The 13,259-nt window shown below is 52.5% G+C and carries 12 protein-coding genes; all 12 read right to left on the bottom strand.

Annotated features, from left to right (window positions below; translation table 11 throughout):
• Positions 1–1,353, bottom strand: a complete 1,353-nt coding sequence (locus G006_RS0109300) for a virulence factor family protein (RefSeq protein WP_020482913.1) — start codon at positions 1,351–1,353, stop codon at positions 1–3.
• 37 nt (positions 1,354–1,390) lie between these two features.
• The gene (locus G006_RS0109295) at positions 1,391–2,266 is read right to left on the bottom strand and encodes an alpha/beta fold hydrolase (protein ID WP_020482912.1); all 876 of its coding nucleotides are present in this window, start codon (positions 2,264–2,266) and stop codon (positions 1,391–1,393) included.
• Between the two features lie 68 nt (positions 2,267–2,334).
• On the bottom strand, positions 2,335–2,712 hold the full coding sequence (locus G006_RS0109290; RefSeq protein WP_020482911.1) for a hypothetical protein: 378 nt from the start codon (positions 2,710–2,712) through the stop codon (positions 2,335–2,337).
• Between the two features lie 38 nt (positions 2,713–2,750).
• The gene (locus G006_RS0109285) at positions 2,751–4,214 is read right to left on the bottom strand and encodes a carbohydrate porin (RefSeq protein ID WP_152428836.1); all 1,464 of its coding nucleotides are present in this window, start codon (positions 4,212–4,214) and stop codon (positions 2,751–2,753) included.
• Between the two features lie 5 nt (positions 4,215–4,219).
• Entirely contained in the window at positions 4,220–4,546 is a 327-nt protein-coding gene (locus tag G006_RS0109280) for a P-II family nitrogen regulator (protein ID WP_020482909.1), read from the bottom strand.
• 9 nt (positions 4,547–4,555) lie between these two features.
• Positions 4,556–7,624 (bottom strand): efflux RND transporter permease subunit, encoded by a 3,069-nt coding sequence (locus tag G006_RS0109275; protein ID WP_020482908.1) that lies wholly within the window; start codon positions 7,622–7,624, stop codon positions 4,556–4,558.
• Positions 7,625–7,645: 21 nt separating this feature from the next.
• Positions 7,646–8,821, bottom strand: coding sequence for an efflux RND transporter periplasmic adaptor subunit (locus G006_RS0109270; protein WP_020482907.1), 1,176 nt, complete (start codon positions 8,819–8,821; stop codon positions 7,646–7,648).
• A gap of 16 nt (positions 8,822–8,837) precedes the next feature.
• Complete coding sequence (locus tag G006_RS0109265) at positions 8,838–10,193, bottom strand: TolC family protein (RefSeq protein WP_020482906.1); 1,356 nt, start codon at positions 10,191–10,193, stop codon at positions 8,838–8,840.
• Positions 10,194–10,632: 439 nt separating this feature from the next.
• Positions 10,633–11,334, bottom strand: a complete 702-nt coding sequence (locus G006_RS0109260) for a hypothetical protein (protein ID WP_033193918.1) — start codon at positions 11,332–11,334, stop codon at positions 10,633–10,635.
• 138 nt (positions 11,335–11,472) lie between these two features.
• Complete coding sequence (locus tag G006_RS0109250; protein ID WP_020482903.1) at positions 11,473–11,703, bottom strand: hypothetical protein; 231 nt, start codon at positions 11,701–11,703, stop codon at positions 11,473–11,475.
• A gap of 86 nt (positions 11,704–11,789) precedes the next feature.
• Positions 11,790–12,575 carry a carbonic anhydrase gene (locus G006_RS0109245; protein ID WP_026146937.1) on the bottom strand — a complete coding sequence of 262 codons (786 nt, stop codon included), beginning with the start codon at positions 12,573–12,575 and terminating at the stop codon, positions 11,790–11,792.
• Positions 12,576–12,637: 62 nt separating this feature from the next.
• A complete protein-coding gene (locus G006_RS0109240; RefSeq protein ID WP_020482901.1) occupies positions 12,638–13,201 on the bottom strand; it encodes a hypothetical protein in 564 nt (187 codons plus the stop codon).
• Between the last annotated feature and the right edge of the window lie 58 nt (positions 13,202–13,259).

The following is a 13,259-nucleotide window of genomic DNA, read 5'->3' as shown; positions in this document are numbered from 1 at the left end:
TCAGTGGATACCATGCTGTTGGTAAACGTCCAGAATTTGCCGGGTCAGCTTGGGGTAATCTTGGTCGAAATGGTGGCCACCAGGCAGTTCCAGAATGCGGGCATCGCTATTGGCCAAGGCCGTACAGGCGGTCTCGGATTTTTCGTCTTTGCCATAAATACACAAAATTTTCTGTTTCGGCAGCTTTATCAGTTCCGGTGCCAAAGCGTGTTCCCCGTCGCTTTGCCCGAGCCAGCCGGTCACGTGGATTTCAAAATCGGCGTGGTCAGCCAATGCCAACAATACCAGCAGCGATACGCTGTTTTGATCGGGCGCGGAGAGGCGATTGTATATGGGCGGCAAAATGTCGGCGCCAAACGAATATCCAGCCAGCACAAAAGACTTTACGCCCCAGTTTTTTCGATAGTACGCCATGGTGCTGGCCAGATCGGCGGCGGCCTGTTCTGGCGTTTTACGCTCCCAGAAATAGCGTAAGACATCGACACCGACTACCGGATAATTTTGCGCCGCCATCTCGCCGGCGACAGTTCTATCGAGGTCGCGCCAGCCGCCGTCACCGGAATAGAACAGCGTCACCGTATCGCTGGCTTTGGCGGCAGGCACTTCCACCACCGGCATTGGTGGGGACGCCTGACTGCTTTGACCAATCGCTGATTTGACTGCCTCGATCAATAAGTTGTCCAACGGTGTGTCGTAAGCGGCAATTCGGGTATCGACATCGCCTAATGTCCGGATAAACACTGCGGTTTCGTCAGATGGTTGATCGGTCCACACCGATCTCCAGTTGCCTTTGGGGGCTGGCGCGGAAATCAGCAAGCGTTGCTGATTCTTCTGCGAGCTGCTTAATGGTGGGCATAAGTCTATATCAGCCGGTAACACCACCGAAAAACCGATAGAAAGATTGATGGTTTCGTTCCCGATAGGGTCTTGAGCATTCAGAAACGGTAACAATGCCGCTTCGGCAACCCCCGCAACTATTAGTCGGTTAATCGCTGGGCGAGGCAGCTGTTTTATCAAACTACTAATGGAAGTGGCGATAAAGTGGCCATCCAGGCATTCCTTATTTTCAACATGAAATCGTTTAAAGATCGTGGCGGTATCAATGACGGCCGCAGTTACGCCGGTTGCCGCCAGTCGCTGTGCCAAGGCTCTTGGGGGATACTTTTGGCTATCGACAAACACTATTCCCATACCGTGAGAGTTCCAAAGGGGTTCGGCGACATTGATATCCCCGAAACCTTCGGTAGTGAGCTGTTTTTCTACAGGCAGCGGACTTTTTTGAACACTTAGCCAGACACCTGCCGACATGAGACCTAAAGTCAGAAACACCAAGAGTACTCTTTTGATTTTCATAGTCTGACCCAGTAAAAAGCGCTTAAGGCATAGTGCATCATTGGTTTAAGTCCAAGAATGATGCAATTAACTGGTTAACCTGGCGTGCGTGAGTAACCGGTGCCGCATGGCCCGCGCCCAAGACAATTTCTATTTTTGCTCTTGCCAACATTTGCGCCAATTCGCCAGAGTGTGGGAGATCGATAATGTCGTTTTCGCCGGCGATGACTAAGGTCGGCGCGGTAATTTCCTGCAAATCTGTATGCTTGAGTTGCGGTGCCACGCGCCACAGGGCTTTAATCTCCGCTTCCAGAGCCGGGTGGTTTTCTCCCGCGCCAGACCACCAGCCTCGTAGCCAATCGAGTAACTTATGTTGCGGTGGGCTTATTGCATCAACTTGAGAGTTGTCGGATGCCTGGATTACACCAGAGGGGTGGAAATTGGCGCTTATCGCGATGATTTTCCCCACGCGTTGCGGGGACTCCAGACCCAATATCAGCGCAATAATGCCGCCATCGCTCCAGCCAACAATATTGGTACGTTGAATACCGAGTCGGTCCAACACCAACAAGGTGTCTTCCGCAAAAACCTGATATGTCAGCGCAGAATGGCCGGGTGTCGACTCGCCGTGGCCACGCGTATCGATCAGTATTACACGTCGCCCCGATTCTACTAGCCACGGTATCTGCGAAAACCAGCTGAGTTTATTACTCAAGCCGCCATGCAGTAACAGGATGGGCTCGCCCTGACCGTAAGCGACATAACGAATTTGGGCGCCCTGATTTTCAATGTCGCCACTGACCGTTTGGGTGCTGGTTGTCGCTTTCCAGATTAGGTAATTCAGAAAATTTCCCGACATCGGTCTTAACCAAATCCAAACGGAGAAAAAGAAGACCAGTAAAAATACTCGGCTCATCTGCAATATGCGCTTCATTAAAATTGTTGCCTCACATTTGAGGTAGCCGGATCTCTTGGTTTATCGACTAATTGAGCTAATCAGGCTTATATAATCTTGCAACTGATCAATGCATCCTCATTAAACTCGTAAATGGCGCACAAACGGTGGTAGCCATCGGCAATGATCACTTTGCCATTTTGTGAATCTCGGACCAGTAGTAAAGGGGAAAGACTTTTCTGTTTCCGGATCTTCTTTATATCCTTCTCTACGTGCGAATTGCTGACGCCCAATAATGACAGCTGTGAAGCCCTGAAGAGGTCCTTGGCCTTGAATTGCACCACGGCAGCGCCTCTTAATCGGGCTATCATCTCGGCTACCTTGTCGTCGCTGTAAAGAATGCTGAGATAAGAGCCGGCTGCCGGGTAATCATGTTCTTCGACATCGGGCAACCAATGAATCTCTGTTGTGTTTGTTTTAGGCATGACTATTTCTCCGGGGCGGACTGTGTGAGCGGGCTCGACTAAAACTCAAAATGCGCCCTGACACCATACACATCGACAGGTCCGCGATCCGCGTTGTAAGCGGGGTTGGCGATGTGCTGGTAATCAAGCGTCATCCAGGCGGACGGCAGCAAGCGCAGTTTGTAATAAATATCCACTACTTGTTCTGGCCGGTAACGCAGATTGCCGTCGCCGATAAAACCGTCCACCCCGCCCAGGCGTAAATACTCGGCATGGCCCGCGGAAATCCAGCTCGTGGCATAGGCCACCCCCAGTGCGTCGTAATGTCGGCCCCAACTATCGCCGCCGATTAACGTGCCAAACGATAGCGAGCGATCCGCCGAGGTATAGGAATACACTTCGGTTTTGCCGTCGCTATACATACCGCGCAAAAACACCCCGACGCCGTCGAATAACTGTTGTTCCAGATTAATGCCTATACCCATTTTGACGTTGGCTCGACGCACCCAACATAGATCGGGAGCGCCGCTGTTCTCAGAGTCATAGTTGAAACTTAAGCAATTGGCGGCGTTTTGCGCCGGATTGGTTTGGTAGGCGGCGATGGCGTCGTCCCAGCGTCCCATTCGTTCCCGGTTTCGATAGGCCAGCACCCTGACTGCGCCGGGTTGTTTAAACAGGCTATGCCGATGTTCGATTTCCATTTGATCACCGTAATATTTGAACAGCCGAAAATCCAGCGGCAAGTCATTGGGGTTTTGCGGGGTAGCGAAGCGGCCCAGGCGGAAGGTCCAGTCGTCAAAATAATATTCTGCCGCCAAGCCTACACTGTAACCTCGGGCATCGGCGGCAAAATCGTATGCGGCATTGGTTAGAAAGGCCATGTTTAGAAACTGCTGGCGCAAATCGGCGGCATAGCTGTTTTTATCGAAAATATCCAGGACACTGAGGTTGCCGCCGGTAATGACCAGGCGCTGGCTATTAAAACTGCCGGCCAATTGCATGGGCCCGGAGCTCACCGAATGGCTGTCGCCACCCAGATTGAAAGTCTGTTTTAAATAGAAACGCGATTTATACCAAGTCGCGCTGACCGAACCGGATTTTTGCAATTCAAAGTTTTGGATGCTGCCGCCGAGACCTTTTAAGTCCGACAAGGGCAGTTCGGAAATCATCTCCGGCGCTAGATAAATTTCACCGCCTTGCCAGGCTTTCAAGCCGAAATACGCCGTGACTGTGCCGGTGAAACTGCGCTCGGCATTCGGCAACAACGAATGCGGCGTACCATTTAGGTTGGTGTATTGAGCCGGGACGGCCGGTTTCCAGCTGGAAATATAAGTGGCTTGGCCATAAGCATTCCAGCGCTCGTCGACCGTATCGTGCAGAGCGTGGTCGGCCAGCAATTGCATAAACGAAAAGTTAGCGTCTTCCCCATCAGATGGGTGTTCCGTGGCTTCAGCGTTGGCAAAACTAAGTGTTAGCGCCAACAGCGCGCCGTAGGAACATGTCGGGAGAGATAGATGGCACATAGGGTTCAGCCTAAATCCTTGTCCCGCTCGCCGCTGCTGACGCGGCCGCCTTCCAGCGCGTCCAGGATGTACACCTTGCCGTCGCCATGATGCCCACTGTGGGCGCTACGCATGATGGTCTCGAAAATAATCTCCACTAAGTCGTCCGGCGCGAAAATCTCCAGGCGCTTTTTCACGAGAAACGGCTTGTAGTCTTGGCTGTGCTCCGTCCGCTCGCGACCGAAGCCTTCGCAATCCACGATCGACATCCCAGGAAAGCCCGGTATCTCCATCAAGGCCATGGTGATCTGGCTGAGCTTGTGCGGTTGCACGTAGGCGCGAATTTCTTTCATGGTGGTCCTCTATAGCTCGTCAGGTTCGGCAAAGTAGCGATATAGCGCGGGTAGCAGGGTCAAGGTCAAAATGGTGGCGGTGATCAAACCACCGATAATGACGATGGCGAACGGCTTGGCAGTTTCCGAACCGACGCTGGTCGATAACGCGGCCGGACATAAGCCCAGCATGGCCATTAAGGCGGTCATCACCACCGGTCGTAAGCGGCTTACGGAGCCATTGACTATCGCGTCATGCAGTTTTTGGCCATCCCGGCGCAGTTTGTTTAATTGTGAGACTAGAATGACGCCATTCTGCACGGCAATCCCAAATAGGGCAATGAAGCCCACCGCGGCAGAGACGCTCAGGTTGATGCCGGTCGCTAATAAAATCAGCAAGCCTCCGATCATGGCGAACGGCACGTTCATGACGATCAATAAGGCATTTTTGATCGACATGAACGCCCAGAACAGCAACACGAAAATGAGTCCGAGACTGATCGGTACGATCACAGACAAGCGTTTCATCGCCCGCTGCTGATTCTCGAATTGGCCGCTCCAGACGATGTTATAGCCGGGCGGTAAATCAACTTGCGCTGCCACTTTTTGTTGAGCTTCGGCGACGAAGCTGCCCTGGTCGCGGTCGATCAGATTACATTTGATGGCAATCCGCCGCATATTGTCTTCGCGGCTGATACGCGACGCGCCCTGATTAATTTTGATCGTAGCCAGTTCGGATAGTGGAATGCGCTGGCCGCTTGGCGTTTGTACGGTCAAATTTTCCAGATTGGCTACCGAATTACGGGCGCTGTCTTCGTAACGCAGGGTGATGTCGAAACGGCGTTCGCCTTCCAGAAATTGCGAAGCCGCTTTGCCGCCCATGCCGATTTCCATCACCCGCTCCACGTCGGCGACATTGATACCGTAGCGCGACACCTTGGCCCGGTCGATATCGACGATGACTTGCGCTAGGCCGGCTTGCTGTTCGGCGGCGACATCGGTGGCGCCTTGAATGCCGGCTAGAATATGCGTGACTTGATCGGCTCTGTCCTGCAAGGTTTGCAAATCGCTGCCGAAGATTTTGATGGCGATTTCGCCTTTCACGCCGGAAATGGCTTCTTCGACGTTGTCCTGAATCACCTGCGAAAAGTTGGTGAGTATGCCCGGAAAAATGGCCAACGCCTTGTCCATCGCCTGCACCAAATCGTCTTTGCGTGGGTAACGCCAAGTATCTTTTGGGTTCAGGTCGATCAGCACCTCCAGGTTATTAAAGCCTTTGGGGTCGGTGCCGTCTTCTGGTCGGCCCAATTGGGTGATGATGGTTTTGGCCTCTGGAAAGGTCTCCAGGGTTTCACGCACCTGCCGCTCTAGTTGTTTGGCTGTGGTCAACGACACCGGCGTTGGCAGGGTGATGGTTAGCCAAATATTACCTTCGTCGAGTTTGGGCATGAATTCGGTGCCGATCAGTTTTACCGACATAAAGCTCAACACCAAGGCGGTGATGGCGGTGATAAATACCGCCCGCGCATGGCGCAATACCCATTCCAGCAACTGACGGTAACGAGTTTCCATCGCGTGCACCAGCGGATTGTGTTGCTCAGCCAGTTTCGGACCCAACAGATAGGTCAGCATCGCCGGTACGAAGGTCAGACTGAACAGCATGGAGGCTACCAAGGCAAAACTCAGGGTGTAGGCCATCGGCGAAAAGATTTTGGCCTCCACGCGCTGGAAGGTAAAAATCGGCAAAAAGGCGATGATGATAATGGCTTTGGAAAACAGGATGGGGCGGCCCATTTCGGTGGCCGTGGTGAGTAGCGATTGCCGCAAATGCCGGATGTCGGCATTACGTTGCAAATCCAGCGTCACTTGCACCATCACGGCTTCCACCAGTACTACCGCGCCATCGACGATGATGCCGAAGTCGATGGCGCCTAGCGAAATGAGATTGGCGGAGATGCCGCCGAGATCCACCAGGATGAATGCGAACAACAGAGACAAAGGGATGATCAAGGTCACCAGCAAGGCTGCGACAAAGCGCCGTAAAAACACCAACAAAATAATCAGGATCAAGATCGCGCCTTCGATCATGTTATGTTCGACGGTATGAATGGTGTGACCCACCAGTTCGGTTCTATCATAGAAAGGAGTGATTTTGACGCCGGGCGGCAGGCCGAAGTCGTTGAGTTCCTTGATCTTCTGTTTAACGCCATCCAGCACATTCACCGCATCGCGGCCCTTGATCAATAACACGATGCCTTCGACGACATCATCGCGCTGATTCATGCCGACCATGCCATTGCGTGGTTGCGGCCCGACGTTGATATCCGCCACATCTTTGATGCGCACCGGCACTCCGTCGTTGGTAGCGACGACGATTTCGCCTATTTCGTCAGCTGATTTCAACAAGCCGGTACCGCGCATCACCAAGGCCTCATCGCCGTGTTCGATATAGCCGCCGCCGGTATTGGTGTTGTTGGCGGCGATGGCTGCGAACACTTGATTGAGATCGACGCGATAATTTTTTAAGCGGTCAGGTTTGGCGGCGACTTTATATTCCTTTACCCCGCCGCCGAAACCGACGACATCGGCAACCCCTTGCACTGAGCGCAGCCGGGGTTCGATGATCCAATCCTGCAAGGCGCGCTGCTCGACCAGAGGTAGATTTTTCGCATCGATCACGTAACGCAAGATTTCGCCGACACCCGTCGATAAAGGCCCCAATTGTGGTTTGGTATCGTCGGGAAGGTCGGCATATTGCAGGCGCTCCAGCACTTGTTGCCGGGAGAAATAATCCTCGGCTGTGTCATCGAAGGTCAGCGTTACCACCGACAGGCCGAAAATCGATACCGAGCGCATATTCAGCAAATGCGGCAAGCCGTTCATTTCCCGCTCAATGGGCAGGGAGATTTGCTTTTCCACCTCTTCCGGTGCCTGGCCGGGAAATTGGGTAACCACCTGCACAAAAACGTTTTGCACGTCGGGGAAGGCCTGCACCGGGAGATTTTCAAAGGCGATGATGCCCGATACGGCGATGGCCAGGGTGACGCCGATGACCATCAGCCGTTGTTGTAGACAAAACGCGATAAGACGCTCGATCATGTCAGTGTCCTGGGTAAGGCGTTAGGGTTGGTGGGTGCTTTCGGTTTCGACTTCTTCTTCGGCGCGCAGCATTAACGCCCCTGCGGTCACCAGCATTTCGTTGGCGTCCAGTCCTTGGGTGACCACCGCCTGGTCTTTCAAACGCAAACCTATATCGACGCGGCGTTGTCGGTAACGATTGTCGTCTAACGCAATAAACACATAATCGGCGTCGCCTTCGGTAAACACGGCGGTTAGTGGAATCACGAAAGCCAAATCATCGGCTGCGCTTTCTACCGTGATGGTGGTGTACATCCCCGGCATCAGCCGACCCTCCGGATTATCGAGCTTGCAGCGCACCTGCACGGTGCGCGTGGTTTCATCGAGTACTTGCCCGATGTATTCCACCGTCGCTGGAAATATTTCGCCGGGGTAGGCGGGTACGGTTACGGCTACCTTCTGGCCCAATTTGATTTTGCCGATATTGATTTCAAATACCTCCATTAACACCGTTAGATGTTGCAGATCGGTGACCACGTACAAGGGCTTGTCAAAATCCGGCCTGACTTCCAAGCCCGGATTGACATTGCGTTCCACCACCACCCCGGCAAGCGGCGCGCGCAGTGCAAAGCGGCCGTCGGCTTGCCGGGCCGACAAGTGCAGGTTTTTTAGGCGGTCTGTCGCGCGTTGCAGGTCGCTGCGGGCGCTGCTTAAGTCGCTTTGCGCTTGTTCCAATTCTTTGCGGGAAATCGCTTTGCCGGCGAATAACTCTTGCTGGCGCGTCAAGCTGTGCCCGGCCAAGGTGGCAGCGGCTTGGGCCTTGGCAAAATCGGCTTCGGCATCGGCGACATCGGGACTGTCCAGTTCCAACAAGGTTGATCCGGCTTGAACGGCTGTACCCAAGGCGACTGGCTTGCTAATCACTCGCCCGGCCACTGGCGAACTAATGCGCGAGGTCAAACTCTCGTCGTATACGATTTTACCGGCCAGAGGTTCCAGTAAAGGATGTTGAGCCAGACTTAGTTTGGCGGTTTTGACGTAGGCTTTTTTCGGTGAGTCCGGCGCCAGGACGACTTCACCGACCGGAATGGCCGGCTTTGGCGGTTTAGGCGCATGGTCGGCGCCATCGGAACAAGCTGTCAGTATGCCCATAGCCAGCAGCAAGCAGGAAACCGATGTGAGTTTGAGCAACGATTTCATGGGGTTTTTGATGTCCATAATTTGTTCCAATCTGCTATTGAATGTGCGTCTGTGCGCGTTCGCTGGCCTGGTCGTTGGCGACGCTGTTATTTCCCAGGTCCTCGCCCAGCGCCTTGGCCAGATCGTAATAAGCATTGGCGCGGCTGATGAGGGCCTGGCTGTAATCGCGCATCACGCTTTTGTAGCTGCGTTGTGCCTCGATAAAGTCCAAGACGCTGGTGGCGCCCTTGCTGTAGGCGAGTTCAGCGCTGTTGCGTACCGCCCGCGCATCGTCCAGCAAGCCGCTTTGAAAACGTTGTACGATTTTGTCCGCGCTTTGCCAGGTCGCTAAGGCCGTGGTGATCTCGTTACGAATGCGCAACTCGGTTTGTTCCACCGCCAGTTGGTTCTGGTTTAAAGACACCGCCGCTTTGTCGGATTGGCCTTGGTACTGATCGAACAGCGGTACCGGTACGCTCACGCCCACAAAAAACGAATTCAGCGCATTGTTGCTGGGATCACGTGCATAGCCGGCATTGACCGTAACATCCGGGTATTTCAGGCGCCTGGCCAATTCCAGTTCTTTTTCGGCTTGGGCGGCCCGTTGTTTATCGGCCAGTAAATCCGGGCGCTGCTGTAAGGCAGTCTGCATTAAGGCATCAATCGAGCCGTTCTGCCCAAGGTCTTTGATCTCAGGCCATTGTTCTTTGGCTTCAAATGCCAGGCCGTCTTTCGGCCAGCGTAAGATCACCGCCAAACCGGCCTGCGCCTGTTCCTCTGAGGATTGCGCTGTATCTAAATCCGATTGGGCGCGCAAGGCTTCCATTTTTACCCGCAGAAAATCGGATTCGGCGATATCGCCGCTGTTCATTCTGAGTTGATTGGCTTTGGTGATAGTTTGGTAATGATCGACAATTTCCTGCGCCAGCCAACGATTCTTTTGCGCTAACAGCAGGTCGTAATAGGCGTCTCTGACCAGATTGGAAAAGATGCGCACCGCATCCCGAAAATCGCTTTCCGCCGCCTGGGTGGCAAAACCGCTGCTTTCGATGCGCAGGCCGCGCTTTCCTGCCACTTCGACTAATTGGCTGAAGGAGAAATACTCCGCCGGACCGCAGGATACATTGGGATCGTGATTGCAGCCGCTGGCGTTCGAGCCGATGTTGGGTCGGTTGCTGATTTCCGAAATTTGTACCCCCAAGGTCGGATTGGGGATGGCTGCCGCGATAACGGCGTCGGCGCGGGATTGGTCGATATTGTATTGGGCGGCGATCAGGTCCAGATTGCGCTGGTAAAAAATCGCCAGTGCCTCGTCGATGGACAAGGGGACGGTTTGTGCTTGAGCCTGAAAAGCCATCACAGAACCCAGCAAGCCGAGCGCCGCTATATTGATGAAACGTTTATTTCGCATTGTTTATCACCGCAGTCGCACCGTTGAATGAGGTTGGTAACCTCTAAAGGCAATTTGTTTGCCAAGGTGTCTGGATGCCTGGAAAGCGCCAAAATTCGGTTTATTTAAACCTTATTGGTCATCTGGTTTAGGCTGAGTAGTGGTTGTTTAGAGTAGTGTTGGTTTATTTGAACCAGTAGTTTTCGGGGGTTGGCCGGAAAAGCCCAGCCGTTCAGGCAAGCATTCCGGGTGGCGGGAGCAAGTCGTGTTGAACGTTTGCTGGATTTTATGGCGGAACTGTTGCTGTGTGGTCAGGCGCACTCGGCAGCGGGCATTTGGGGGAGGCTAAGCGGATTACGCGCTCGCCGGGTAGTCGGAATTTTTAGCTTTAAAAAATGCCGCCAATCCTTGGCAGCGAATCGAGAGATAATTAATTCTCGCCGTAAATTCGAATTCCGATTTACGGTAAGGTGCAAGTGCCGTTTCCGCCGTCTCTAACGTAGTAGTCGGTGGACAGTGTGCCATTGGCGGCCGAAATTACGTTTAAACCCGCGCCCAGAAAGATAGGCACTGATTTTCGGGTGGTTCCGTTCAATTGAGTTAACGGCGTGCCGTTGATTGATACATTCAGCAAATAGCTACCGTTATCGAACAGGTTGACAAAAAACTGAGTATTGCCGGTGGCGGGATTCAAGGCGCAGCCAGGGGTCGTAAGAGTATAGGATTTACCGCTGGCGGCGTATTCTAGGGTGCTGTCGGCGCTGAACGTGTTACCTGACGTATCCGGTAAATTGCAGAAGCCCGGTTGTACGGTAAAAGTGTAAGTGTCGGCTGTTCTGGCGGACAGCGCGACCACTACAGTGTTATTGCCGTCATAAAGCCAGACGTTGGCGGAGGATTGCGCGGCACTAACCTTGGCTATAGCTCCTCCATTGAGAGTGATCGTGGCCTTATCTTTCGGTTTTGGGTTGAATAAGCCGGTTTGCACGGTTGCGGCCTGCAAGCCGGTGGCTGGGTTTACGGCGCACTGAACCATGGATGATGCAAAGGTTTTTCCGCTTGGGCCGATTTGGACGTTTGTTGCCGCTTCAACCGATGGTATTGAGGACAACACCGAGATAATTGCCAATAGATTTATTGACAAGCTTTTTATCGTTTTCATATTCCATACGCCTTTAGATTAATTAGAGAGGTCTAATTTATCGGTCGGTCATGAACTCAATGTTAATTCCACATTAAAATCACGTTAAATAGCTCTTTCAAAAGGGGCCAATGTTCGCGGATTGGTAGTCAAAATAGATCAAACAATTTCAAAGGAAAAAATGACGGCAATGGCTGTCATCGACACCAGCCCAATTATAAAAAGCACTTCCGCCCAGCGTTCCAACCCTATTGTTGACCGCTCCAGCCGAATCGATAAAAACGATAGTAGTGCGCTGATGGTGAATAGCAAACTGTCTATCGCCAGCGCCTTGTCGATAACATAGCCAACCATATCTGAAGGCTGACCTTTCACGATGCTGATGACCATAATACAAACACCTACCATCGTGGCCGAATTCGGCAAAATGTGTAGGGATAGGTCGTTGTTGTTAGTTCTCATGGGGCATGCTAGTTTTAATGAACGTCCAATACCCGACCGTTTAGTTTTTGTTCGGCGCGAGCATTGTCATGATAGAACTTGCTGCTGAAATCTCTTATCTGTTGTTCGGATACTTCCAAGATGTCCTGGAGAACAAACCATTGCACGCCTTCGCTGCAGGGCGGGGTGGTTAACGAGCCGGCATAGGTATAGAAATGTTGAGTATGTTCAGGCAGTAAGCGCGCGGGGCGGATCATCTGCGGCGGATTGGCAGTATCCCCGATCTGCTTGGGCGATTGTTCAAGAATTTCCTGGAATGCCGGGTTGTGTGCGCCGGCTTTGACCAGTACGCCCAGCACTGCCATCCTGCCGTCGGCAGTACCGTTGACAAAATGAATCTCCAGAGGGTAGGTCATACCATTCAGCAAGTGCTCGCTGGGTGCATGAAAATGAAATTGCAGCAAATCGTATTCGTTATTGCCGAAGTTTAACTTGCCTTTGCTGGTGTTGGCTCTGATGGTATGACCGTTGTTGGTCAGACTCAGCGGGATTTCCATGTAATTGGGTTGTAGCTCGTCAATCTTTTCGACTTTTACGGTGTTGCCCGCTTCGATGTTTACCGGCGATTGTTTTTGGCCGATACCGCATTCTGCGTACGGAAAAGGCGGTCTGTAGAGTTGGTCCTTTAATTCGCCCCAGCGTTCTTGTTCCTCGTAAGTCCAATGCGGGTCGGCATGGCCGTCGGCTGCGAAAGCTCTAATGGGGTTTAATATCGGACTGAAAACGGCTAAACAGGCGAGCAGCGTGAAGTTGTGGTTCATGGCGCGATTAAAAACCATCGATTGTTAAGTGAATTAAAGGCCGGCCAAGCGTCGAAAGCTTCTTAGCAAGTGTATCGGGGGTCTTTGCATTTTTCTAACAAACTCCGGCTCTTTCTAAACAACACATGACAGGAGATGCAGGTGTTGGTGATGGTGTCCAATGTTGCCGGAATTTCTCGCAATTGGTTTTCACTGGCCAAGTCTTGCATATGCTCGGCGCTCACGCGCAGTTTGTCCGCCAAAGCAAGAAAGGTGGTTTGTTCGTCGGGTTTTAGATTTAGTGAGGGTAGCGTTTCTACAATGGATTTTTCGCTGGCGGCCAGCTCGTTGGCGATTCTGGCGATTTCGGCAGTTTTCAACTCACGTTGCTCACCTAAATTGATTTCGCTGCTTAGTTGGGCGTAAACCAGTTCGTTGATTTGCTGCATCACTTGTTGCAAGCGATTATTTTGAATCGCATGCATGGCGGGCTCGCCGGTTTCCGGCGGCTCGGGGGTTTTGCTGCTTTTCGTTGCTGCCGGTCGGGTGTCGGATGATTGCTGTGTGACGCGAGGTTCAAGCCTTGAGTCGCTGGAGCAAGACGTGACGTTGAAAAATATTATAAAAATAATGATGATTCGGGTCATGTCATTTGCCTGTTCAGTGATATTTGGTAATGTCGATCGCAAATTGCACGTCGGCATC

The sequence above is a fragment of the Methylomonas sp. MK1 genome, from assembly GCF_000365425.1.
GTDB lineage: Bacteria > Pseudomonadota > Gammaproteobacteria > Methylococcales > Methylomonadaceae > Methylomonas.
Note: the sequence above shows the minus strand (reverse complement) of the source record. Positions and strands in the feature narration are given on the sequence as shown.

Bases quoted from the DNA above. Each gene is read 5' to 3' on its own strand.
- G006_RS0109280 (WP_020482909.1), bottom strand. From the start codon at position 4,546: ATGAAAGAAATTCGCGCCTACGTGCAACCGCACAAGCTCAGCCAGATC.
- G006_RS0109300 (WP_020482913.1), bottom strand. From the start codon at position 1,353: ATGAAAATCAAAAGAGTACTCTTGGTGTTTCTGACTTTAGGTCTCATG.
- G006_RS0109265 (WP_020482906.1), bottom strand. From the start codon at position 10,193: ATGCGAAATAAACGTTTCATCAATATAGCGGCGCTCGGCTTGCTGGGT.
- G006_RS0109290 (WP_020482911.1), bottom strand. From the start codon at position 2,712: ATGCCTAAAACAAACACAACAGAGATTCATTGGTTGCCCGATGTCGAA.
- G006_RS0109270 (WP_020482907.1), bottom strand. From the start codon at position 8,821: ATGGACATCAAAAACCCCATGAAATCGTTGCTCAAACTCACATCGGTT.
- G006_RS0109260 (WP_033193918.1), bottom strand. From the start codon at position 11,334: ATGAAAACGATAAAAAGCTTGTCAATAAATCTATTGGCAATTATCTCG.
- G006_RS0109245 (WP_026146937.1), bottom strand. From the start codon at position 12,575: ATGAACCACAACTTCACGCTGCTCGCCTGTTTAGCCGTTTTCAGTCCG.
- G006_RS0109250 (WP_020482903.1), bottom strand. From the start codon at position 11,703: ATGGTCATCAGCATCGTGAAAGGTCAGCCTTCAGATATGGTTGGCTAT.
- G006_RS0109240 (WP_020482901.1), bottom strand. From the start codon at position 13,201: ATGACCCGAATCATCATTATTTTTATAATATTTTTCAACGTCACGTCT.
- G006_RS0109275 (WP_020482908.1), bottom strand. From the start codon at position 7,624: ATGATCGAGCGTCTTATCGCGTTTTGTCTACAACAACGGCTGATGGTC.
- G006_RS0109285 (WP_152428836.1), bottom strand. From the start codon at position 4,214: ATGTGCCATCTATCTCTCCCGACATGTTCCTACGGCGCGCTGTTGGCG.
- G006_RS0109295 (WP_020482912.1), bottom strand. From the start codon at position 2,266: ATGAAGCGCATATTGCAGATGAGCCGAGTATTTTTACTGGTCTTCTTT.